Annotated in this window: 22 protein-coding genes; 6 read left to right on the forward strand and 16 right to left on the reverse strand. The window is 44.5% G+C overall.

Translation table 11 applies throughout. The features are described 5' to 3' along the window. Positions 1–2 precede the first annotated feature (2 nt). Together B5X68_RS25295 and ggt are read right to left on the reverse strand one after the other, a co-directional pair. Positions 3–1,343: a hypothetical protein gene (locus tag B5X68_RS25295; RefSeq protein WP_141110410.1), complete on the reverse strand. Its 1,341-nt coding sequence runs from the start codon at positions 1,341–1,343 to the stop codon at positions 3–5. Between the two features lie 47 nt (positions 1,344–1,390). Beyond that, positions 1,391–3,157, reverse strand: a complete 1,767-nt coding sequence (gene ggt, locus B5X68_RS25300) for a gamma-glutamyltransferase (RefSeq protein ID WP_082217553.1) — start codon at positions 3,155–3,157, stop codon at positions 1,391–1,393. Positions 3,158–3,303: 146 nt separating this feature from the next. Here ggt and B5X68_RS25305 point away from each other — a divergent pair, with 146 nt between their 5' ends. Together B5X68_RS25305 and B5X68_RS25310 are read left to right on the forward strand one after the other, a co-directional pair. Then, positions 3,304–4,545, forward strand: coding sequence for an ABC transporter permease (locus B5X68_RS25305; protein WP_082217554.1), 1,242 nt, complete (start codon positions 3,304–3,306; stop codon positions 4,543–4,545). Between the two features lie 66 nt (positions 4,546–4,611). Next, positions 4,612–5,061 (forward strand): DUF8785 domain-containing protein, encoded by a 450-nt coding sequence (locus B5X68_RS25310; RefSeq protein ID WP_082217555.1) that lies wholly within the window; start codon positions 4,612–4,614, stop codon positions 5,059–5,061. A gap of 81 nt (positions 5,062–5,142) precedes the next feature. Here B5X68_RS25310 and B5X68_RS25315 read toward each other — a convergent pair whose 3' ends face one another. Continuing rightward, a complete protein-coding gene (locus tag B5X68_RS25315; protein WP_082217556.1) occupies positions 5,143–5,478 on the reverse strand; it encodes a translation initiation factor in 336 nt (111 codons plus the stop codon). After that, positions 5,478–6,356, reverse strand: coding sequence for a diacylglycerol/lipid kinase family protein (locus tag B5X68_RS25320; RefSeq protein WP_082217557.1), 879 nt, complete (start codon positions 6,354–6,356; stop codon positions 5,478–5,480). The genes B5X68_RS25315 and B5X68_RS25320 overlap by 1 nt, the downstream gene beginning before the upstream one ends. A 225-nt stretch (positions 6,357–6,581) precedes the next feature. Here B5X68_RS25320 and B5X68_RS25325 point away from each other — a divergent pair, with 225 nt between their 5' ends. Beyond that, a complete protein-coding gene (locus tag B5X68_RS25325) occupies positions 6,582–7,016 on the forward strand; it encodes a YybH family protein (RefSeq protein ID WP_082217588.1) in 435 nt (144 codons plus the stop codon). A gap of 50 nt (positions 7,017–7,066) precedes the next feature. Here B5X68_RS25325 and B5X68_RS25330 read toward each other — a convergent pair whose 3' ends face one another. Further along, complete coding sequence (locus B5X68_RS25330; RefSeq protein WP_170916721.1) at positions 7,067–7,501, reverse strand: lipocalin-like domain-containing protein; 435 nt, start codon at positions 7,499–7,501, stop codon at positions 7,067–7,069. A gap of 215 nt (positions 7,502–7,716) precedes the next feature. Continuing rightward, entirely contained in the window at positions 7,717–8,706 is a 990-nt protein-coding gene (meaB, locus tag B5X68_RS25335; protein ID WP_082217559.1) for a methylmalonyl Co-A mutase-associated GTPase MeaB, read from the reverse strand. A 137-nt stretch (positions 8,707–8,843) separates the two neighbouring features. Between meaB and B5X68_RS25340 the strand changes: the two genes are divergently transcribed. Continuing rightward, positions 8,844–10,838 (forward strand): M1 family metallopeptidase, encoded by a 1,995-nt coding sequence (locus B5X68_RS25340; protein WP_141110411.1) that lies wholly within the window; start codon positions 8,844–8,846, stop codon positions 10,836–10,838. A gap of 77 nt (positions 10,839–10,915) precedes the next feature. On the opposite strand, the gene B5X68_RS25345 is transcribed toward B5X68_RS25340, so the two are convergent. The 5 genes from B5X68_RS25345 to yihA all read right to left on the reverse strand — a co-directional run bounded on the left by B5X68_RS25345 (position 10,916) and on the right by yihA (position 15,103). After that, positions 10,916–11,860 carry a 3-oxoacyl-ACP synthase III family protein gene (locus tag B5X68_RS25345; protein ID WP_082217560.1) on the reverse strand — a complete coding sequence of 315 codons (945 nt, stop codon included), beginning with the start codon at positions 11,858–11,860 and terminating at the stop codon, positions 10,916–10,918. A 144-nt stretch (positions 11,861–12,004) separates the two neighbouring features. Next, positions 12,005–13,126: a glycosyltransferase gene (locus B5X68_RS25350; protein ID WP_229208563.1), complete on the reverse strand. Its 1,122-nt coding sequence runs from the start codon at positions 13,124–13,126 to the stop codon at positions 12,005–12,007. Next, the gene (gene deoC, locus B5X68_RS25355; RefSeq protein ID WP_082217562.1) at positions 13,123–13,782 is read right to left on the reverse strand and encodes a deoxyribose-phosphate aldolase; all 660 of its coding nucleotides are present in this window, start codon (positions 13,780–13,782) and stop codon (positions 13,123–13,125) included. Before deoC ends, B5X68_RS25350 begins: the two co-directional genes overlap by 4 nt. A gap of 79 nt (positions 13,783–13,861) precedes the next feature. Beyond that, positions 13,862–14,386, reverse strand: coding sequence for a DUF5606 family protein (locus B5X68_RS25360; protein WP_082217563.1), 525 nt, complete (start codon positions 14,384–14,386; stop codon positions 13,862–13,864). Between the two features lie 108 nt (positions 14,387–14,494). Beyond that, entirely contained in the window at positions 14,495–15,103 is a 609-nt protein-coding gene (gene yihA, locus B5X68_RS25365) for a ribosome biogenesis GTP-binding protein YihA/YsxC (protein WP_082217564.1), read from the reverse strand. Positions 15,104–15,267: 164 nt separating this feature from the next. Here yihA and B5X68_RS25370 point away from each other — a divergent pair, with 164 nt between their 5' ends. After that, complete coding sequence (locus tag B5X68_RS25370; protein WP_082217590.1) at positions 15,268–15,744, forward strand: thioredoxin family protein; 477 nt, start codon at positions 15,268–15,270, stop codon at positions 15,742–15,744. Positions 15,745–15,824: 80 nt separating this feature from the next. On the opposite strand, the gene gmd is transcribed toward B5X68_RS25370, so the two are convergent. Both gmd and B5X68_RS25380 read right to left on the reverse strand, forming a co-directional pair. Continuing rightward, complete coding sequence (gene gmd, locus B5X68_RS25375) at positions 15,825–16,937, reverse strand: GDP-mannose 4,6-dehydratase (RefSeq protein ID WP_082217565.1); 1,113 nt, start codon at positions 16,935–16,937, stop codon at positions 15,825–15,827. Positions 16,938–16,995: 58 nt separating this feature from the next. After that, complete coding sequence (locus B5X68_RS25380; protein ID WP_082217566.1) at positions 16,996–17,622, reverse strand: SPOR domain-containing protein; 627 nt, start codon at positions 17,620–17,622, stop codon at positions 16,996–16,998. Between the two features lie 55 nt (positions 17,623–17,677). On the opposite strand from B5X68_RS25380, the gene murB reads away from it, so the two are divergent. Continuing rightward, positions 17,678–18,694, forward strand: a complete 1,017-nt coding sequence (gene murB / locus B5X68_RS25385) for a UDP-N-acetylmuramate dehydrogenase (RefSeq protein ID WP_082217567.1) — start codon at positions 17,678–17,680, stop codon at positions 18,692–18,694. Between the two features lie 3 nt (positions 18,695–18,697). Here the strand turns inward: murB and B5X68_RS25390 are convergent, their stop codons facing one another. The 3 genes from B5X68_RS25390 to B5X68_RS25400 all read right to left on the reverse strand — a co-directional run bounded on the left by B5X68_RS25390 (position 18,698) and on the right by B5X68_RS25400 (position 22,488). Continuing rightward, a complete protein-coding gene (locus tag B5X68_RS25390) occupies positions 18,698–20,692 on the reverse strand; it encodes a T9SS type A sorting domain-containing protein (protein WP_082217568.1) in 1,995 nt (664 codons plus the stop codon). A gap of 120 nt (positions 20,693–20,812) precedes the next feature. Next, positions 20,813–21,523, reverse strand: a complete 711-nt coding sequence (locus tag B5X68_RS25395; RefSeq protein WP_082217569.1) for a glycosyltransferase family 2 protein — start codon at positions 21,521–21,523, stop codon at positions 20,813–20,815. A 56-nt stretch (positions 21,524–21,579) separates the two neighbouring features. Beyond that, on the reverse strand, positions 21,580–22,488 hold the full coding sequence (locus tag B5X68_RS25400; RefSeq protein ID WP_082217570.1) for an ROK family protein: 909 nt from the start codon (positions 22,486–22,488) through the stop codon (positions 21,580–21,582). Positions 22,489–22,528 lie beyond the last annotated feature (40 nt).

The following is a 22,528-nucleotide window of genomic DNA, read 5'->3' on the forward strand; positions in this document are numbered from 1 at the left end:
CTTTAATTGATACGCATTTTCGCCCAATACGGTTTTGAAACAGTTTTATCCGGGAACACAGCAGTAATCTCATATTGCCCTGCTGCCAGGCTCGCCGGCAAAACATATTTGCCGACCGGATAGCTTACGCCCGCCGTTGCCCAGTTTACGACAGCCAATGCTGGTTTCAGGTCAATGGTTGTCGAACCACTTTTTAGACGTAAAACGGGCAGCTTGTTCACATCAAAATTCGTGTTGGAAGAGCCATATTCCACGGGAGATGGTTTTGCATAAAAAGTATCCCCTTTTTTAAAGGTTAATGGTGCTGTATTTCTGATTAAGGCCTGCATTAATTCGCCTTTCCAAACGGATTCGATGGATTTCGAAGCCACATTAGAAACATAAATGGCGCCCTCGCCAATTTGCTTTTCACCTTCGTGGAAGGTTAGGAGATATGATCCTTCGGCGATGTTGGCAGGAAACTTTTCAAGATTTAAGCTTGTCGGACTGAGAAATTTCAATGAAGCCGTTGCGGGCGTTGTCACAAAATCACTGGTAAATTTGACGGTGTATTTCGAAGTTGAAATAAAATAGCCGCCGCTTACGAAAACAGAGTCCTTGGTAGAATATACAAATTTAGAATCCGGAATTCTGGAAAATGGCTCTCCACGGGTAAATGTTAATCCTTCAAAAACAATCGGATCTTTATCTGCAAAGAGGATTTCGACTTTGATAGGATCGGCCCCTACCAACTTGTCAATGTTTTCAAACGTGATATTTTCCTGGTTTTGATAGTAAGTCGTTTGGGTAGAAAAACCAGTTTTTGCATTTGTAGCCTTAATCACCGGTGGTGTCTGCCCGGGACGCGAAGGAATTGTCCCTACTCCCGAAACAAACTTGAATGGTGACTTAAAACCATTGGTATTGATCGTAATAGCCTTGGTTAGCAGCTCCACTTTGGGTGCGCCTGCGATTTCAAAATAGACCGTGAATAAACCGGCAAATTTATCTTCCTTATCACGCAATGTAAATGACAGCGGCTGATTTCCCTTGAAATTATATGTGATTGTGCTGTCCGCGGTAGGTTTCCCGAGACTGTCGATCAGAACCACATTTTTGTTCAACGACATTTTTACCTCTGCGGAGTTACTCAAATAAGATTCGGGCAAGCTGATCTGATAATTTTTCGTAACAGAATCGAATGCGATCTTTTCAGAGCCAGGCACATCGAATGACCTCAAAAATTGGATCGGAGTGTATGGCTGGTCTGTATCCGGGTCAGGGCCAACATCTTTCGAATCTTTTTTACAGTTAGATAAACATGTAACGGATATAAATAGTAGTAGGAATGTGAATTTTCTCATAACAAATAAAGGCATGCTAAATAATAACGCTCAAAAGCGTCAAAATATTAGTATCCGATGCTGGTATCATCGCCTCTGGGATCCGAACCACCTTCTAGCGAGCCATCAGGGAGTACAAGTATGCAGTCCATACGCCCGATTGTATTGCGTTGCTGTTCAAGAATATAACCTTTATCCTGCAACTTTTTGATGGCGCCTTCTGAAAAAGCATTTGCTTCAAAAGTTGTTTTATCAGGAAGCCATTGATGATGAAATTTTAATGCATTAACAGATTGCTGCATGGTCATACCGTGTTCCAGCACATTCAGGATGGTTTGGTAAACAGAGGTGATAATTGTGGATCCACCCGGCGTGCCAACTACCATCAGCAGCTTTCCGTCTTTCTCGATAATGGTTGGCGTCATGGACGACAGCATTCTTTTGCCCGGCGCAATGGCATTAGCCTTATTGCCGATCAGTCCGTACATGTTGGGAGCACCGGCTTTTACACTGAAATCATCCATTTCATTGTTCATAAAAAAACCACCGCCTTTTACCACAACCCGGCTTCCATAGCCTCCATTTAGCGTTGTAGTGAGAGAAACGGCATTGCCTTCCTTGTCCACAATGGAGAAATGAGTGGTCTCCAAGCTTTCGTATCCAGGGAAAACACCGCCGCTAATGTCCTTACTGTCAGAGGCTTTATTCCAGTTGAAGTCACTCCAGCGATTGCTCAGATAATCTTTGCTGATCAGGGTCTCTACCGGAACCTTTACAAAATCCGGATCTCCCAGAAATTTGGCGCGGTCTGCATATACCCTGCGTTCAGCCTCGATCATCACCTGAATGGTGGAATCGCTGTGCCAGCCCCATTTTCGCAATGGATGCTGTTCGGTCAGGCGCATTAGCTGCAACAATGCAACACCGCCACTGGACGGAGGTGCCATCGTGATCACTTTATATTCCTTATAGTTTTCGGTAATCGTTTCACGCCATTGTGCCTTGTAATCGGCCAGGTCCTTTTTGCTGATGATTCCTTCCTTATTTTTATTAATGTCTTTTACCAAACGCCTGGCCGTCTTGCCTTTATAGAAACCATCATGGCCCTTTTTTTGAATGCGGCGTAATACTTTACCCAAATCTTTCTGAACGAGCAAATCACCCGCAACCCAGTCTTTTCCGGTTGGATTGATAAAATATTTTGTGCCTGGATTTAGCTCCAACACGTCCTTTTTGACTGCATTAAGTCCACGCGCCTCACGTTCGGTTTGCACAACACCATTTTCAGCAAGATCAATAGCGGGCTGAATAAGCTGCTTCCAGGGCAGCTTTCCATGTTTTGCGTGTGCTTCTGCCATGCCCGCAACCGAGCCGGGAACGCCCGACGCCAACCGGCCCAGTATGCTGGATTTTGGGATCACATTGCCATCTTTATCCAGGTACATATCCGCATGGCCTTTTGCAGGTGCTTTTTCGCGAAAATCAATGCTGTAACTTTTGCCGGATTTATCTCTTAATACTAGAAATCCGCCGCCACCGAGATTTCCTGCCGAAGGATGAACAACGGCCAATGCGAATTGCACTGCAACGGCAGCATCTACTGCATTTCCGCCTGCTTTTAATATTTCAACACCAACTTTCGACGCTTCGGGATGGGCTGTTGCCACCATACCGTTTTTCGCAATAATGCCGGGGCGATCATTGAAAAATGGCTTCTGATTGGGGTCGTCGGAAAGGAACTGATAAAATCCGGTCGACTCCTTAACTGGCTTTTGAGCAGCCAGAAATCCCGGTAAAATACAGATTGTGAATGCTAGTTTGAGGCGTAATGTCATTATAGGAGTGTTATAATTCAGTTTGTAATTTATCAAATCAATCACTTTATCTTGCCTTTTGTAACAATTTATTTCTAAGCATGATACTTTAAACTTAACTTTTGGTTTGAAAGGATTTTGAAAGAGACATTATATCCGACGGCGCTATGAAATTTTTACGGCAGGTTTTAGAAAGTTTCCGATTCGCCTGGCAGGCGCTCAAATCCAACATTACCAGGACAATCTTGTCTTTATTGGGCGTAACTGTCGGCATTTTTGCTATTGTTGCCGTTTTTACCATTGTCGATTCCCTGGAACGCAGCATTAAGGATAGTATGAGCTTCATCGGCGATAAGGTTATTTACGTTCAAAAGTGGCCGTGGGGCTTCGGAGGCGAATATCAATGGTGGAAATACTTTCAATGGCCTGAGCCGACTTACGCAGAATACAAATTCCTTTACGAAAATCTGGAAAGTGCCAGCGCCGTAGCTGTAATGGATTTTCGGGGAAGCACCACCTTAAAAAATGGCTCAAACAGCATTGTGGCCCAGATTCAGGGTGTTTCTTATGAGTACAATCAAATTTCAGATATTCCCATCCAGGACGGGCGTTATTTTATCCCTCTTGAAACCAATAATGCGCGTAATGTTGCCATTGTGGGAGCAGATATAGCCGGGGCTCTCTTTCCCGGGCAGGATGCGGTGGGGAAAACATTCAAACTGGCAGGAAATAAATTTACAATTGTTGGCGTACAGGTCCGCAAGGGCGAAAGTCTTGTGGATTTCGGCGGAAGCCCGGACAAGAACTGTATTATCCCGTTTGCTTCTTTTTCGAAGCTGTTTCAATCCGGCCGCCGCAGTGCCGATATTGTGGTCAAAGGATATCCCGAAGATGAGGGGATGAAAGAGGTTGAAGCAGAAATTACGGGCTTAATGCGAACGAAAAGAGGCATCAAGCCGCGTGACGGCAGCAATTTTTCATTAAACCGTCCCGAAGCAGCGGCCGAAGCGATAGGCCAGCTTTTTGCTGTTTTAACCATTGCAGGCTGGGTGATTGGCAGTTTTTCGATCCTGGTAGGAGGGTTTGGAATCGCCAACATCATGTTCGTTTCCGTAAAAGAAAGGACGAACCTGATCGGCATTCAAAAGTCGTTGGGCGCGAAAAATTATTCAATTCTGTTCCAGTTCCTTTTTGAAGCGGTTATGCTGAGTCTCGTCGGGGGTTTGGTGGGTATTTTTTTAGTGTTTCTCCTATCATTCATGCCTATGGGCTCACTGGAAATCCTACTTACGCCGGGTAACATTATCCTTGGTCTGGGGGTTTCGAGCATCATTGGCGTATTATCCGGAATTGTGCCCGCAATGCTCGCAGCGCGCATGGACCCCGTTATCGCAATTCGGGCAAAATAATATTTAGGATTAATCAATCTGTTTTGCGAAGTTCGCTGCTATCAATAAACACAGAAAAACACTGCTATGCGTAAATGGGTCATATTTGCCATATTTCTGGCCATTATTTTCGGAATTCTTTATTACCTCACGTTTGGCTATTACAGCGAAGGAAAGCGCGGAGGTTTCATCACAAAATTGAGCAACAAAGGTTATTTGTTCAAAACATATGAAGGCGAGCTGCGAATGGGCGGCCTTTACGAAGGTGACGGAACTATGAACTCCTCGGAATGGGTGTTTTCAGTAAGCGCCAAAAATAAAGATGCCATTGCAAAGCTCGAAGAAGCGATCAAAAACGGGCAACGTGTTTCATTGACTTATGAGGAAAAATTCTTTACACTGCCCTGGAATGGCGATACCAAATATTTCGTGACCAATGTGGAAGTGCTGGAAAACGTACGTTCGAACCAATTGCCTCAGCCACCGCCATCAAACTTGCCCGCACCGACGGATATTGATACGAATAAGGTTCTCTAGCCCCTAAATCTCCTAAAGGGGACTTTACTTTTCAAATGCAAAGTCCCCTTTAGGAGATTTAGGGGAAATACCGTCGGAGGCCTAGCCCCCCGCCTTTTTTGCCTTATAACCCTTCCCGACCAGCCAGTTTATTACCTTATCGCGGTGATCACCCTGGATTTGCACTTCCTGATCTTTCACAGTTCCTCCGCTTCCGCAAAGAGCCTTTAATTGTTTGCCCAATGCTTCCATATCTGCATTGGTTCCGATAAATCCTTTCACGATAGTGATCACTTTTCCACCGCCTTTGCGGTCCAGCCAGATCCTGAGATCCTGCTGTGCGGGTGGTAATGTATCCGGTTCGTCGGCCCCGGAATCGTTGTATTCGAAATCAGGGTTTGTGGAATAAATGACTCCTGTGCGGTTCTTTTTTGACATCAGACAATTACTCGCAGGCTCTGCGGTTTAATTTTAACTTCTATCCTTGTTGTGTCCAGCTGAAAAGGCTCGCCGTCATAATGTATCATCGGCGGCACTTGCGTCTCGACCACGGCTTCGGTCATATGCTGGTAATCAATGTAACGCGAAGCCTTCATCTGCTTGGTAAAAAGTTGATATGCCAAAGACGTGCCATACCATTTCGGAAATGGTTTTATGGTGCAAACGTCCAGCAAACCATCCTGTAAACTGGCCTGAGGCGCTACCCAGGCATTATTTCCGAACTGACCCGCATTGGCAAATGACAATGAAAACGCATCTGTTTCCACACCATTCAGCTTAAAACGCTGCGGTTTGTAATTCCAATAGGATTGAAACGAAACATTAACATAGGTAGCTAATCCGCGCTGGCTTTGCTGGCTGAACAAATGCCCTACATAGGCGTCAAAGCCCATTCCGGCAGTGCAGAAGAAGGGGATGTCATTGATTTGAGCGCTATCGATGGTGGTTATTTTTCCTTCAAAAAGCCGCGTTAATGATGCTTCCAATGTAAGTGGAATTCCGAGGTGACGCGCCAACCCGTTGCCGGAACCGAGCGGAATAATACCGATAGGTTGCTCCGTATTCACAAGTGGTTGTGCAATCTCATTGACCGTCCCGTCGCCGCCCACGGCTACAATGGCCTTCCAGGGCTGTAAATCGAGATTTTCTCTGACCAATGTTGTCGCGTGCGCCCTTTCTTCTGTGAAAAGCATCGTCACTTCTGCCCCGAATTTCTTGGCGAACGAGTCGATCGTTTTTTTTACCTCGCCGGTATTTCTCCCAATCGAAGTGCCGGAGTTTGGGTTTAATATAAACAGGAATGAAGGCTTGTTCACAGGTCAGGCGAAGAATAGGAACAAAATGAGCAGAAAAACGACAATGAATAGATAATAAAGGCCGTCTATAAACGGATATTTCTGACGGTCAAGCTTTTTAAATATATCGTCGAACTTACTCATTCTGATATTTCTGATTTGGATTTTTCGTTTTGCAGCCGCTTCCCTTATTTCTTTCGCGTATATTTAAAATCAGGAAACGATTTACAAAAATCCGCAAAAATTATGAGAAACCGGCTCTTCACGCTCATCCTGATCCTGATTTCGCTTTTTGCAAAAGCGCAGTCTTCCAAAGATAAAGAAACGATTTACGGAACTATGGACAGGCAAATGGCCGATTGGAACCGCGGCGACATTGATTCGTTCATGAACGGCTATTGGGAATCCGACTCATTAATGTTTGTCGGAAAAGCAGGCATAACGTACGGCTACAAAGCGACGCACGAAGGTTACCTGAAACGCTATCCCGATCGGGCGACGATGGGAACATTAAAATTTACTTACTTAAATCTCACATTCCCAGGAAAGGACGTGGCATTTCTGGTAGGGAAATTCCATTTGACCAGGCCGGAAAAAGGGGATCTGGAAGGACATTACACTTTACTCTGGAAAAAAATAAAAGGCAAGTGGCTTGTAGTCTGCGACCACACCAGTGGATAAAAAAATTGCCCGGGCTTTAAAGCCAGGGCAATTTTTGAATTGGAATAATATTACAGTCTTTTGAAAATCAGCAGTGCGTTTACTGCTGGTTTGGTCGTATCTGTTTGTGTATTCACTACAACGGTAAGATTTGTATCCGTTTGGGTTATTTTAAACTCCTGGCTGGTTGTTCCCCTGCTTAATGTCAGTTTGTCACCTGCCACTTTCCATTTTGCATCCGTTCCTACCGGAACGAACGGATCTATTGCGGTAACAGCAGAAGGGCAATCAGCGGTTGTAAGCGTGTTGTCCGGATTGAATGTCAGTTTCAGCTCTAAAATACAAGGAGCAACAGTTTGAATAAAGCTCAAAGCAGGGATCGTCGTTCCTGGTGTTTCAGGGGTTACCGCAGTTAATTGCCATCTGCCGACGATTGGGTTCGTATCCTCTACCGGATCTGGTTCTTTATCGTCGTCGTCTTTGCAGGCTGTGACAACAAAAGCCATTAGCAGAAATGTTAGGAGTGTGAATTTGCTTAATACGGCGTAGATCTTCATAATCGGGAAGTAAAAGTTGGTTTAGTTTCGTATATCGTTAAGATTAACGTTCAAACATACTTCAAAAATGCTTTTGCAGAAAGTTTTTATGATTTAACGTTTCGGAATTAAGCAGTTAGGATCTGTAATGGACGTTACATGCCTGCATGCGTGCCAACGTTCTCTCAGTTCTTTTGTATAAAAATGCGAAGCAAATCTTCCGCTGCTAAGTCGGGAAGCTCTTTTCCATCCCTAACATCCCGTTCCAGCGATTTTAATTTCATTACGATTTCAGGATTTCCGTAAAACCGATCTTCTAAGGACTGTCTGATCCGGTCGTGCATCCAGTTCAGGTTTTGCTTCTGCCGGTTTTGATCAAAATAACCATTTTCCTTTGTTGTTTTTTCAAAAGCCTGGATCAGGTTCCAGATTTGCTCCATTCCTTTTTCTTCCAACGCAGAACATGAGAGCACTTCTGTCGCGCAACCTGACTCTGATTTTGGAAACAAATGCAGCGCACTCTGATAAGTCGATACGGCCATGGCGGCTGCCTGCACATTGTCACCATCCGCTTTATTGACCGCGATAGCGTCCGCCATTTCCATAATTCCCTTCTTGATTCCCTGCAATTCGTCGCCCGCGCCAGCCAGCATGAGCAGCAGAAAAAAGTCTGTAATGCCCTTAACTAATGTTTCAGATTGTCCAACTCCGACAGTTTCGATCAAAATAACGTCATAACCGGCCGCTTCACAGAGCAACATGATCTCGCGGGTGCTTTTGGCAATCCCGCCCAGGAACAAACCGGTTGCGGAAGGGCGAATGTAGGCCTTTGGGTTATGTGAAAGCTTCTCCATGGCCGTTTTGTCGCCCAAAATACTGCCTCGGGATTTCTGGCTGCTCGGATCGACGGCCAACACGGCCACACGCTTTCCTATGGAGGTTAAATAAGTGCCGAAAGACTCTATAAATGTACTTTTTCCTACACCCGGAACGCCGGTTATTCCAATGCGAAATGCATTGCCGGATTGAGCGAGGACTGCCTTAAGAATAGCTGACGCAAGTTCCTTATCTGCGGGTAACCTGCTTTCTGTCACGGTAATGGCCTGGCTCAGCACAATCCGGTCGCCAGCGCGTATTCCGGCAATGTAATCTTCGATGGAAAGGCGCTGGCGCATGGTTTATTTTAAGATAAAACCGGGAATCGGTTAAAGTAACTACCGGTTAGCAAAAATGAAACTTTTTATATTAAAAAAGGCGAAAAGCCGTATATTGCTCGTTTACAATCACATATTTTCAATATATAATCATTAGAATGAAAATTTCAATATTTCGTCTGGGCTTGTTCTTCATGGCAGGTCTTGGATTTTTTAACGCCCACGCACAAGAGCAGGAGAAGGTGAAATACGATTCACACGTGCTTTTTCATCCATTATTTAATTTTCAGCCAGGTAACGAATACCGTACGGGCGGAGGAGCTCCCGGTCCAAAATATTGGCAAAATCGTGCCGATTACAAAATTAATGTTGCCCTGGAAGAGGATAAAGGAATCGTGAGCGGCGATGTAGAACTTACTTATAAGAACAACAGTCCGGAAGCGCTTGACTTCATTTGGCTTCAACTGGATCAAAATGCTTTCAATGATCAATCCAGGGGCGGAAAAACCACACCTGTGACCGGTGGAAGGTTTGGTAATACGGGTTTCAGCGGAGGAGATTCGATCAAAGCAGTGACTGTTCAGCAGGGAAAAGGCGGTTTTGTTGAAGCCACTTACAAAATTACGGATACCCGCATGCAAATCAGGCTTGCCACTCCGGTGAAGCCGAACGGCGATATTATTAAAATTAAAATTGCCTATTCTTTCAAAATTCCTGAGTATGGTTCCGATCGCATGGGAACATTGGAAACCAAGAATGGCATCGTTTACGAAATGGCGCAATGGTACCCCCGAGTTGCTGTATTTGATGACATTGAGGGCTGGAATTTGCTTCCTTACCTGGGCGCAGGCGAGTTTTATCTGGAATATGGTGATTTTGAATATAATGTTACTGTTCCCTGGGACCACATTGTAGTTGGTTCTGGTGAACTATTAAATCCGGGGGATGTTCTCACGGCGGAGCAAAGAAAAAGACTGGCGGAGGCGGCAAAAAGCGATCAGACAGTGATGATCCGCAGTGCCGAGGAAGTTACTAATCCTGCAACAAGACCGAAACAATCGGGGACGCTAACATGGCGTTTCCGATGCTTGCAAGCGCGTGATATAGCCTGGGCAACTTCGAAAGCATTCGTTTGGGACGCAGCGAGAATGAATTTGCCAAAAGGTAAAACTGCTCTCGCGCAGTCGGTTTATCCGGCTGAGGATGGCGGATTGGACGGCTGGGGCCGCTCGACAGAATATGTGAAGGGCTGTATTGAATTTTATTCAGGTTATGTGCATGAATACACTTACCCGGTTGCGACCAACGTCGCTGGGATAGTAGGTGGAATGGAATATCCGGGAATTGTTTTTTGCAGCAGCAAAAGCCGTAAGGATGATCTTTGGGGTGTAACGGATCACGAATTCGGGCACAACTGGTTCCCGATGATTGTGGGTAATAATGAGCGCAAATATGCGTGGATGGACGAAGGATTTAACACATTCATCAACTTTCTGTCCGCTGATAACTTCAATAATGGCGAGTATAAAAGCTCGCAAATGAATGATATGCAACGCCTCGCGCCGATCATTTTCCGGCCGAAAGCGGATCCGATCATGACTATTCCGGATGTGGTGCAAGCGGTGAATCTTGGCTGGGAAGCTTACTATAAGCCAGCACTCGGCTTAAAAATGCTGCGTGAACAAGTTTTGGGTAAAGAGCGCTTTGATTATGCATTTCATTTATATGTGCAGCGCTGGGCATTTAAGCATCCAACGCCTTACGACTTTTTCCGTACGATGGAAGATGCTGCAGGTGAGGATCTTGGCTGGTTTTGGAAAGGATGGTTTTTTGAAAACTATAAACTGGACCAAGGCGTAAAAGACGTGAGCTACGTTGAGCAAAACCCGCAAAAAGGCTCTTTTATCACCATCGAAAACCTGGATCAGTGGGCAATGCCTGCTAAGATCGACATTGAAGAAGTGAATGGTAAGAAAACGCGTGTTGAATTGCCGGTTGAAATCTGGCAGCGCGGTGGAAGCTGGACTTTCAAAGCAGCGACACAGCAGCCGATCCGTTCGGTTACCATTGATCCGGAGCATAATCTTCCGGACGTTAATCCTGAAAATAATGTTTGGAAGCCAGCTATGTTTTCTGAGCCGGAAGTGAATTAAGATTTTATAACAGATACTAAAAATGCCCGCATTGATGAAGATGCGGGCATTTTTGTTTTAGAAATAAATATAAAATATCAGACCGTGATCAGCATGGCTCCGTAAGAATAACCGCCGCCAAAAACGGTAATTACAATGTTATCACCTTTCTTAAACTTGTCCTTATTCTCCGACAATGCAATCGCGCAACCTGCGCAGCCTGTGTTTCCCAGATATTGAATGTTGGAAATCAGCTTTTCTACGGGAATTCCTAGTGTATTGATCACATTAAGACTGATGCGGTGATTGGCCTGATGCGGGATCAGATAATCCAGATCATCAATCGTAAGGCCGCAAGCCTGTAAAACCTGCTGGCTCACCTTAGGCATATACTGGCACGCATTCTGAAATACATCACGACCGTAAGGCATGATTACCCCGCGGTCATTTGGTCTTAATACGACTGCTTCAATGGCTTTTCCGCTCGTTGCAGCGCCGCCGGTGATCAGTTTCTTGATCTCCATGTCCGAATCCGTCTGGCGTTCTTTCGAAATCAGAAGTGCCGAAGCGCCATCTCCCCACAAATGCCCTGAAACGGTATCCATTTCGTTATAATAAGCTGTGTTATGGTCCGAGACCACAACCACCGCCTTAGAAGCTTTGCCTAATGCAAAATAGCCTTCAACGATCTCGATAGCATTCAATAAAGAAGAACAAGCAGAAGAGATGCTGACAACCGGGATGTCCGGAATTTGAAGCTGATGCTGCACTGCGTGCGCTAATGTTACAATTGTGTCATATGGCGTATAAGTGGCACCGATAATGAGGTCAATTTCATTTTTGCTGTAGGGGATGTTCTCAAGTAAGGCCTCCACTGCTTTCATCGCCATTGTGGAAGTATTTTCTTCCGGAGAAGCCTTACGTCTTTCTGAAATTCCTGTGCGTTCTACAATCCACTCATGGGATAGATTGTTAATATTTGTAAAATATTCATTACCAATAACTTCGCTTGGTAAATAATGACTAACTGTATTAATATACATGATTGAGAAGTTGACTTCGCAAGCTACGATTCTTTTTAATTCCGAAAGTTAAATATTTCGTAGAAATCGTAGTACTTAATATTTGAACAATTCAATAATAAGTTTATAAAATTATACTAAATAGCAAACTTTGCTGAAAAAACATTAATTTCTAAGCAAAGCCCTATAAAACGACAAAAGTGTATCTTCTTCAGAAGTCCAATTGTACATTTTTTCAACCGAATTCCGGCCATTTCTACCCATTCTGATACGCTCTTCCGGATTTTCAATCAACCATTGCAGCTTTTCTGACAACAGATCAGCCCTATAGGGAGATATACAAAAACCACATCCCGATTGTTCAACAACATTCCTGTATAATGGGAAATCTGATGTAATAACGGGCACCTGCAAGGACATATATTCAAACAATTTCGTTGTGTAAGATTCGGGATAATCGGCAACGGGTTTCAATAGTGCAATGCCGGCAACTGCATTTCGGGCGTATTCAAAGATTTTTTTCTGATCTGTATAACCGTAAAAAGTCAGATTTTCCGCAATCTCATCGTAACCTGGCAGTTTTTCTATTTCATGTTGAGCAATCCGCAGACTGCCAAACAAATGCATTTTAAAGTCAGGATAGCGTTTCTTTAATGTTGCCAAAGCGACGACAATGGTATCAAAAGATCGTTCCAGCGAGATAACCCCCATGTAAATAATCTCGGGATTTACGCTGGTTGATGGTCCGTTTGCCAGATATGTATCTATAAATGAAGGAAGTGCGTAATTACGGACAATCGCTGCGGGGTGAGCCAGTTTGTCATACTCCCGCACATAAGCGTCTTCCGTGAAAATCAGGGCAAAATGCTTTCTTGCGCAATGGTCAAAAAACCTGAAAAGCCTGCGATACAGCCAGGCATTGTTGTGAGTCTTAATACTGAACTTCTTGAAAAGATTTTCCTGCACTTCGTAAATGACTTTTCCGCCGAGCAATTTGAACACAAATGCAATGGGAATCAGCTCCGGAACAAAAATATGCACCAGGTCCGGCCGGATACGGAGGCATTTATAAAGGACAACGATGTGTGAAAAAAGCAATCTGAGAAACAGACTTTGAAAGTCAGGAAGCGAGATCACGGTAAATGTTCCGTCAGCTGTGTCAGGTTTGGCATTGGGTAGAGCGCAAAACACTTGATACTCCTTTGCGAGTGAGGGTGCGATTTTATACAAAATCCTGGGATCTGTTGCCGGGTGAACGGTGCTGAGCAGCAAGACGCGTCGCTTCACAATGCACTTGCAATGGCAACGCCGGCAGAAGTCCCGATACGCTCTGCACCCGCGTCAATCATCGCAAGGGCTTGTTCCCTGGTCTTTATCCCACCGGATGCCTTAATTTTTATACCTGGCGGGAGGATAGAACGCATTTTACGAACAATTTCAGGATCAGCACCTTGCGGCGCGAAACCGGTCGAAGTTTTTACAAAATCTGCATTTGCTTCTGCACAAATCTCGCAGGCAGTATAAAGGTCAAAAGAGTCCAGGTAGGAGGTTTCAATGATGACCTTAATGATTGCATTCCGCTCATGCGCAAGTGCAGCGATCTGGGTAAGTTCTTCCCGCACGCTGAGATATGCCATCGATTTAAACTGTGCAATATTCATCACGACGTCCAGCTCTGTTGCGCCGTTTTGCAAGGCATTACTTGCTTCAAAAATCTTGACAGCAGCAGTTGCGTAACCAAATGGGAAACCGATGACAGTGGCGATTTCTATTTTAACAGGGCAAAATTCCAGCATTTCCGCCGTGTAGGCGACATAAGTGGGAGCGACGCAAACTGCCTTGAACTGATGGACCCATGCCTCTTCACACAATTTCCGGACATCAGTTTCACTCGCGTTGGCTGTGAGCAACGTATGATCAATGTAAGCAGAAAGGGAGGTCATAAATCCGTAAGGCAATAAGTGTAAAAGTAAAAACCCCGTCTGAATGACAGGGTTTACTGCAATGATCTATAAACTGAGATTATTTTTTGCTTTTCTTTTCTTTCTCGGGCGATTCCGACACTTCTTCTGCAACCACTTCCGTTGCTTCTACTTCTTCGCCAGCTTCTTCAGCAGCGGGAACAAATAGTTCAGGCGTATATTTAGACAACAGGTTATACCAGGTAATGATCTTCTTGATGTCGGACACGTAAACTTTTGACCTGTCGAACTCCGGAAGAATTTTATCTAAAAATTCGATCAGCTCTTTGTCTGATGCCGTTTTTGGCTGCAAGGTAACTTCTTCACCATGCACTTCGCGGATTTTAAGGAAAACGTCTGCCAATGGAGCTGATTCTTCTTCACCGTCGGTAAAAATAGAAACGTCTTTCAAAACTGAAACACGTGCGGTTGGTCCGATTAACGTTTTTTCGCGCTTTTCATCCAGACTTTCTACGATGACGCCTGCACGGCTGGGCTTAAGAATACGGAACAATCCACCTTTTCCTGAAACATTTGCTATTTCTTTCAACAAATCCATCCCTGTTGACTCTACTTTTTCACTCATCCTTTCTTACTAATTAGTTATATCTTAATAATGATTATGTTGAATGCAATGACCAACTAAATTTTTGCGCAAAATAACGGAAAGATTGAGCGTTAAACAACCTCTGGTTCACTTTGTCCTTTCAAACGACTGATTATAAGTTTCTATTGCCTCAAGAATGGGATCGCGCCCTTCGTTTTTTTCGGCGGACGTAATGAACATTGGCGGCACTTCTTCCCATATTTCGGCCAGTTTTTGCTTGTAAGCCTCCATCTGGTTGATCGCGTGATTGGGTTTCAGCTTATCGGCTTTCGTGAAAATAATATGAAAAGGAATTCCGGCTTCGCCAAGATCTGCCATAAATTCTAAATCAACGGCCAATGCGCTATGTCTGATATCGATCAGGACGAATGTACAAATGAGGTTTTCGCGGTTGTGCAGATAATCGCCGATCATCTTCTCCCACTTCTCACGCTCAACTTTGCTCACTTTGGCATAACCATAACCCGGCAAATCGACCAGATACCAGGATTCATTGATAAAATAATGATTAATAAGCTGCGTCTTACCCGGCTGTTGCGAGGTTTTCGCAAGCGATTTTTTCCCGGTCAGCATATTGATCAGCGAGGATTTACCAACATTAGAGCGCCCGATGAAAGCATATTCGGGCAAAACCGGGTCTGGACATTTCTCATAATCCGAATTGCTCATTACGTATCTTGCTTCCTGAACTTTCATGCTTTTTTGACGTTAATAATAGTGCGAAGTTACTTTTTCTTTTTTTACTAACCTCAAATGCCCTTGTGGCATATTACAGGGAGCACGATTGGATAAAATAAAACAATAGGGTATTTTCGTTTAAGAACAATTGAAACCATAACTAAATCAAAAAAATGAAAGGTCTGAAAAAACTGTCTTTCCTAATTGCAATCTTAACATTGACATTCACAGTTGTTGTTGTAGCAGAAGGAAATAAAACTGACGGGGATAAAAAAGAAGTAAAAGCGGAGGAAAAGGGCATTCAGTTTACAGAAGCTAAATGGGCGGAAATCCTCAAAAAAGCCAAAGCAGAAAACAAAATCATATTTTTCGATGCTTACACCACCTGGTGCGGGCCTTGCAAACTAATGCAGAAGAATGTTTTTACGCGTGAGGATGTTGCGGCTGTTTTTAACAAAGATTTTATCAATGTTAAGTACGATATGGAAAGCGGCGAAGGCTTGAAACTTGCGGGCAAATATCCTTTGGAAGCCTATCCAACATTGTTTTTCATTGATGCAAAAGGCAAAGTTGTTAAACAGGTTATCGGTTACCAGACTCCTGAAAAATTGATTGATCTTGCGAAATCTGTTCAGAAAAAATCTCCTAAGGCGATCTGATGCTGAACTGACCCATATAAAATGTAAAAACCCCGGAGGATTGTCCTTCGGGGTTTTTACTTAACAAGCAATGCTTAATTTTATTCGTAGTAATTCGGAACGCGGTGTCCGCTGCTTTCCAAAAGTCTGTCTTTCTTGAACAGCAATACATCGGCTGTAACCATATCATTAACCAATGCTTTCAAATCATATTTAGGTTTCCAACCTAGTTTGGTCATTGATTTTGTAGGATCACCAATCAAAAGCTCAACTTCGGTCGGACGGAAATATCTTGGATCCACTGCAACCACTTCTTTACCAATTTCGACCTGAAAATCAGGATTGTTGCATTTAGCCACCTTCGCGATTTCACCTGCACCCTCACCACTGAAATCAACTTCGATGCCAACTTCTGCAAAAGCCATTCTTACGAAATCGCGGATGCGTGTTGTAATGCCCGTTGCAATCACAAAATCTTCTGCCACTTCCTGCTGAAGGATGAGCCACATTGCCTCTACAAAGTCTTTTGCATGTCCCCAGTCGCGCTGTGCGTCCAGGTTTCCTAAGTAAACTTTATCCTGCAATCCCAAAGCAATCCGGGCAACTGCGCGGGTAATTTTCCGGGTTACGAATGTTTCTCCTCTCAATGGTGATTCGTGGTTGAACAAAATACCATTCACAGCAAACATATCATAAGCTTCGCGGTAGTTCACTGTAATCCAGTAACCGTAAAGCTTGGCAACCGCGTATGGTGAGCGCGGATAAAAGGGCGTAGTCTCCGACTGCGGAACCTGCTGGACCAAACCATAAAGCTCTGACGTAGAAGCCTGGTAAATTTTTGTTTTTTTAGTCAAACCCAGCAGACGAACTGCTTCCAGGATACGCAACGTTCCGATTCCGTCAACATTGGCAGTATACTCAGGTTCTTCAAAGCTAACCTGGACGTGAGACATCGCACCCAAATTGTAAATTTCGTCAGGCTGTACTTCCTGAATGATGCGAATAATGTTGGTAGAATCGCTCAAATCGCCATAATGCAGTTTGAACCTCACATTTTTTTCGTGCGGATCTTCGTAAATGTGGTCAATACGTTGTGTATTGAATAACGAACTGCGACGCTTTATACCATGCACTTCGTACCCTTTGCTTAAAAGGAGTTCAGCCAGATAAGCACCATCCTGCCCGGTAATCCCGGTAATTAAGGCTATTTTCATTAGTATGTATATGTGGATAAATAATATCCGGGTTAAAAAGTTAGAAACATTTCAAATCCTAGTTGCTTTCAGCAGTAGGGTTAACCAGCAGGCTCCGCTTAATGTCCACCCGGTCTGCCAGGATCACAGCCGAAGAATACCGCTCGCGGATAAGCTCCAGATATTGCTCTGCGTCAGTCCGATACATAAAATCGCCTACTTTCACGCGATAGGTGGGTTGTGTGTAAGAAACGTAGGGGTTAAGGTCCGGGAAAGCCTGATAAATGTAGCTTTTCGCATCATCTGCTTCCTGCCTTACATTGCCCACATAAATCTGTATCCGAAAACCGTTGGCATAACGGATTGATTTATTGTGCTTTGCCAATGTATCCAGCACCGTTTCCAACCGCTTGTTGACATATAACGGCTTGTCCACATTTCCCTTTTGCGCTGTACTTGTTTTAGGTGTGCTTACCGGGGCGGCTTTTTCGGTAACCGTCGGTTCAACATATTCGAAACGGGGCCTCACCGAAGACAGATCTTCCTTGTATTCCGAACCGGAAGAGCTTACAACAGATTTTTTGCTGCAACCTGAAAGGATGATAATGAAAAGATGAAGAGCCCATAAAAAATTCTTTTTCAGCATCATATCCTTAGTCGTTATCACTGAGCCTACAAACTTAATCAAAAATGGATGAATCACCATAACATGCTATTTTGAATGTAATAGCTAACTTTACAAGGATTTATTTACCGGTTCAATGCAAATTCAATCTAACTTTTCGCTTCGTAATTTCAATACATTCGGCCTGGAATCCTTGGCATCTTTTTTCGCCGAAGTCAGGTCGGTAGGAGAATTAACAGAAATTTTGCTGGATCCCGTATGGCACGAGACTCCTAAATTTATTCTCGGTGGCGGAAGCAATGTGCTTTTTACCCAAAATGTTAACGCACTGGTGATCCATCCGGCTATTAAAGGCATTGATAAAATAAGGGAAGATGAGGACCATGTCTGGCTGAAAGTGGGCGCGGGCGAGAGCTGGCACGGCTTCGTGATGCATTGCGTTGAAAGCAACTATGGCGGCGTTGAAAACCTGTCGCTCATTCCGGGCACGGTAGGAGCAGCACCGATGCAAAATATCGGGGCCTATGGAGTTGAGATCAGAGATGTTGTGGAATCGGTTGAAACTGTTTCTATTGAGGATGGCCAGAAAAAGGTTTTTTCCAACAAGGAATGTGCATTCGGCTACCGCGAAAGTGTATTTAAAAAAGCACTGAAAAACCAATTTGTGGTAACCGGGGTGACCTTTGTGTTGAATAAAAAACCGGCGATTAATGTCGGTTATGGCGATGTGCAAAAGACATTGGCCGAAATGAACGTGTCCGATCCCACCATAGCGGATGTAAGCCAGGCTATCATTACAATCCGCCGAAGCAAATTGCCCGATCCGGCCCAGATCGGAAACGCGGGGAGCTTCTTCAAAAATCCGGAAATCCCGTTGGAACAATACAATCCCCTTAAAAACGCATTTCCGGAAATGCCCGGTTATCCCGTAGGCGAAACAATGGTGAAGGTTCCGGCTGGCTGGCTGATCGAACAGGCTGGTTGGAAAGGTTACCGCCAGGGCGCCATTGGCGTGCACCAGAAACAGGCGCTTGTGCTGGTCAATTACGGTGGCGGCAATGGGAACGAGATCCGTGATCTAGCAGGCACCATTCAGGATTCGGTTGAAGCAAAATACGGCATACGCTTATCGCCGGAAGTCAATTTTGTATAGTGTTCAGCGCACAAGTACAACCTTACTGGTGCTGACTTTACTTCCGTAGTAAACCCTGAGAATGTATTGCCCGCTACTCAATTCGTTCACATTGAATGTTGCCCAATCCTTGTTCGCATAACCTGCTTCCTTCAACTTCTTGCCATTCATTGTGAATAATTCTACCAGATTGATTCCGGATCTGGCGGAGACAATATTGATTAAGTCGGTAACAGGGTTGGGATATACATTGATGCTTAATTCTTGTGTAGGATCTTCGCCGAGTATAACGTCAATGTCGTCACTCTGCTTTGTTATCGTTGTGGACGCCAGCTTTGATTCGGACTGGTCGGTGTAACCTCTGATCCGATAAATATAAGGAATGCCTTTTTTCGCGGATGGATCTGTATATGCAAGTTGATTTGCAGGAAAACGCAGGATTTCATGCGCAGCAAGCGTATCGCTGGCTTCAAATCTTTCCAAAATATATCCCGTTGCATCTGGCAACTTGTTCCATTTCAAGATCACTTGTTTGTCTTGTTCGGCGGCGGCAAGCGTTAGGATGCCCAGATTTGTATATGGGAAAATCTTATTGTGATGGAAAGCAAAAGCGCGTTGTCCTTTTGTGTTTTTAAGAAAAGGCCCTATGTAAACCCATGCCGCATTCAGCAATCCCGAGTAATGATATTTGGAAGGCAGGTATTTGATCGTAGAATCATTGCCAACCTCTTTCAGCTTTACAATGATCTTATTAGCCTCCGCTCTGCCCGACGCCAGTTTTTTCCACTCCGCATTCAGATAAAAATAATCTTTCATAGAGAAAACGGAAGACGGTTCCAAGCTTCCTTCAATGTTCACAGCGACTGTGTCTTTGGGATAAACCATTTGCTGATAATCTTCAAAGACCATCGTTATTTCATCCTTTTCCGGTGTGGAAAAGAACGCTTTCTGCAAGCTGGGGGAAGAAATTTTTTCTTTTTCGCCATAATGATTATATCCTGCCATATCCGCCAGATCGCGGCCAAGTTGCAGATAACCTTCTAAGCCATAATGAAATCCGTTCCACCCTTCTGCTCCCAGAGCTGCATAAGGCTGAATAATGGGATATTTTCGGTCCAATGTTCTTTGCTGTTCCCGTAAAACCCCGATCCGGTCGTCATAGGGACCGCCGCCAAACAGAGGGAGTTGAAAAACGTAAATCTTTTTGACCATCGGGTAATCTTCTTTCCACATTTGCACCAGTTTGTCAAAGCGCGGTGCCCAGGTTAGGGGATCGTTAGAAGAGGCTTCTGTTTCTCCTTGCCAGTAAAAGATGGCTTTCAGAGACGGCAATAATCCGGTTTCCCTGGCGGCGTTGAGCAAGTGCCCGTAAAAGCTCGATTTGTCGGTAAGGTCAATTAAAGATGCGCCTGCTGCGGAGCCGTTGAGGATGCAGGTCGGGATCTGGTATCTTTCCGCGATCACTCTTTGAAATTCTATTCCAAATATTCCCACGCGCTGACCAATGGCATTGGCCAAACCCCACGCAGCGGCGCCACCCGACGAGCCGTAAGTCCGCGCAAATTCATTTCTATATGCATAGTCAACCTCCCAGGCCACTGCATTGGACTGCCCGTAAATAAGGTAGAAATCTCCGGCGACAATGTTCTCCCTTCTCGCGATCAGCGTGGAATCCGAGCCGGATTTGCAGGCGTAAATTTCAAAATCATTTTCAGCCAGCTCGGCTTTTATCTTGAATGAAAAGTTGAATGGAGCCTGTGAGCCGTTGTATTGAAGCGCTTTTCTTTGGTAACTGTCCCTCGTTTTATTCCTGTATCTTACAACAGAAAAATAAGCATAACCAGAAACCTGGACCCGGCCTAAAAAATCCACATCCGCGTAATTGGTGCTGTCCCTGGCAAAAAGTTGCATGTCGGCAGGGACTTTATCAAGAATGGCTATGCCGGATTGTTGTGCATTAACTTCAAAAATAGAGGAACCGATAAATGTTAAAAAAACCAGTAGTATAAATTTTTTCATGCAGTAAAGGGGTGCTGACGTAGAAGGTTTGCTTTATCACTAAGATAAAGGTTTTTCCGTAAGTACGAAGAAAACAGGAAAATGGATTACAATAACTATTACACGGGGCGTCTGAGTTTTCTAACGGCCCAAACCATACCGTACAATGCAGTAAAGCGCGCGGAATCCATCTTTCCAGTTAATCTTTTTACCTTCCTCGTAAGTACGGCCATAGTAGGAAACGCCGACTTCGTAAATGCGGATTTTGGGGATTTTTGAGATTTTGGCCGTCACTTCGGGTTCAAAACCGAAGCGGTTTTCTTTGAGATTGAGGCCTTTGAGCAGATCCGCCCGGAAGAGTTTGTAACAGGTTTCCATATCCGTCAGATTCAGATTGGTGCACATGTTACTCAGGAAAGTCAGGAATTTGTTGCCGATTGTGTGCCAAAAGAAAAGGATGCGGTGCGGGCGTCCACCCATGAACCTGGATCCATAAACTACGTCGGCGTAACCATTGATAACCGGTTTAAGTAGAATATTGAATTCCTCCGGATCATATTCCAGATCGGCATCCTGCACGATAATGTAGTCGCCGCTGGCTTTGCGAATGCCTGTATGTAATGCGGCGCCTTTGCCCTGATTGTATTCGTGACGAAAGTAACTTACCTCTAATGAGGGGTTTTCAGTAATAAATCTTTTGGCTACGCCCTCGGTATTATCCGCTGAACAATCATTTACGATCACAATTTCCTTTTGAAAACCACCAATCAATTCAACGGATTTGAGCTTCTCGAGCACTTTCCAGATTGTTTTTTCTTCATTGTACGCGGGGACAATTACTGATAACTTCATCAGGTAAAAATTGTGGAGGATATAAAGGACCGTTCAGCGAGTAAGGTAAAATGCTATTAATCAAAACATAAAGAAGCCGCGCCCAAAAGACCTGCGTCATTGGCCAATGTGGCTCTCTTAATGGTTATTGTTTTCAGGTAATATGGGGTTAACCAGTATTCAAAACGCTCATTAATAGCGGGCAGAATGTATTCAAACGAAGCAGAAATCCCGCCGCCGATCAGGATCGTTGTAATGTCCAGAATGCGGATCATGGAAACCAATCCTTCACCCAGCAGATAACCCATTTCCTGGAACACCTGCATCGCCAGCTCATCGCCTTTCGACGCGGCCGCTACAAGGCCCGTTGTGGAGATTGTTCCGTCAGATGGAAGCTGCGTTTGCCCTGTATAACTGGCACGCATGGAGATGGCAAGGTCCAGAAGCTCTTTTTTACCAATGTTCCTTTCCAAAACTTTGCCGTTCTTAGAAGGCACGTGGCCTGGCTCCATAGCATTTCCGCCACCGCCTTTGAAGACTTTCTTATCAATGATCGCCGCACCGCCGATGCCTGTGCCGAGCGTTACGAAAATATAGTCCTCAGGAAGCTTGTCTTCACCAAAATAATATTCGCCCAACGCAGCTGCATTGGCGTCATTTTCAAGATAAAAATCGTGATCCGGAAACCTTTGTTTCAAATCGGGGACAATGGCAATTCCGTCAATTTCGGGGATAGCTGTGATCTCGATCAATGTAGTCCTGTCGCGGGTAGTGAGGCCCGGAACGCCGATTCCAACTCTTTTAACCTCGGGATATTCAACAAGCTGGAGCGCTATCGCATCACCCAAACGTTCAATAAAATGCCCTGAACTGCGCCAGCTGGCGGTATCGTGACTGTAAAAATTTGAAATTCTTCCATCCGTAGCGTCAACGATCCCCATTTTTACGTTAGTACCGCCCACGTCTATACCGAGGTATTGTTCCATGAAATGAAATATGGGTTTAATAAATAATTTTAAAAATGCG

It is taken from the genome of Dyadobacter psychrophilus (genome assembly GCF_900167945.1).
In the GTDB taxonomy this organism is placed as follows: domain Bacteria; phylum Bacteroidota; class Bacteroidia; order Cytophagales; family Spirosomataceae; genus Dyadobacter; species Dyadobacter psychrophilus.

Coding starts and splice junctions, on each gene's coding strand:
- B5X68_RS25295 (WP_141110410.1), bottom strand. CDS start 1,343: ATGAGAAAATTCACATTCCTACTACTATTTATATCCGTTACATGTTTA.
- ggt (WP_082217553.1), bottom strand. CDS start 3,157: ATGACATTACGCCTCAAACTAGCATTCACAATCTGTATTTTACCGGGA.
- B5X68_RS25305 (WP_082217554.1), top strand. CDS start 3,304: ATGAAATTTTTACGGCAGGTTTTAGAAAGTTTCCGATTCGCCTGGCAG.
- B5X68_RS25310 (WP_082217555.1), top strand. CDS start 4,612: ATGCGTAAATGGGTCATATTTGCCATATTTCTGGCCATTATTTTCGGA.
- B5X68_RS25315 (WP_082217556.1), bottom strand. CDS start 5,478: ATGTCAAAAAAGAACCGCACAGGAGTCATTTATTCCACAAACCCTGAT.
- B5X68_RS25325 (WP_082217588.1), top strand. CDS start 6,582: ATGAGAAACCGGCTCTTCACGCTCATCCTGATCCTGATTTCGCTTTTT.
- B5X68_RS25330 (WP_170916721.1), bottom strand. CDS start 7,501: ATGGCTTTTGTTGTCACAGCCTGCAAAGACGACGACGATAAAGAACCA.
- meaB (WP_082217559.1), bottom strand. CDS start 8,706: ATGCGCCAGCGCCTTTCCATCGAAGATTACATTGCCGGAATACGCGCT.
- B5X68_RS25340 (WP_141110411.1), top strand. CDS start 8,844: ATGAAAATTTCAATATTTCGTCTGGGCTTGTTCTTCATGGCAGGTCTT.
- B5X68_RS25345 (WP_082217560.1), bottom strand. CDS start 11,860: ATGTATATTAATACAGTTAGTCATTATTTACCAAGCGAAGTTATTGGT.
- deoC (WP_082217562.1), bottom strand. CDS start 13,782: ATGACCTCCCTTTCTGCTTACATTGATCATACGTTGCTCACAGCCAAC.
- B5X68_RS25360 (WP_082217563.1), bottom strand. CDS start 14,386: ATGAGTGAAAAAGTAGAGTCAACAGGGATGGATTTGTTGAAAGAAATA.
- yihA (WP_082217564.1), bottom strand. CDS start 15,103: ATGAAAGTTCAGGAAGCAAGATACGTAATGAGCAATTCGGATTATGAG.
- gmd (WP_082217565.1), bottom strand. CDS start 16,937: ATGAAAATAGCCTTAATTACCGGGATTACCGGGCAGGATGGTGCTTAT.
- B5X68_RS25380 (WP_082217566.1), bottom strand. CDS start 17,622: ATGGTGATTCATCCATTTTTGATTAAGTTTGTAGGCTCAGTGATAACG.
- murB (WP_082217567.1), top strand. CDS start 17,678: ATGCAAATTCAATCTAACTTTTCGCTTCGTAATTTCAATACATTCGGC.
- B5X68_RS25390 (WP_082217568.1), bottom strand. CDS start 20,692: ATGAAAAAATTTATACTACTGGTTTTTTTAACATTTATCGGTTCCTCT.
- B5X68_RS25395 (WP_082217569.1), bottom strand. CDS start 21,523: ATGAAGTTATCAGTAATTGTCCCCGCGTACAATGAAGAAAAAACAATC.
- B5X68_RS25400 (WP_082217570.1), bottom strand. CDS start 22,488: ATGGAACAATACCTCGGTATAGACGTGGGCGGTACTAACGTAAAAATG.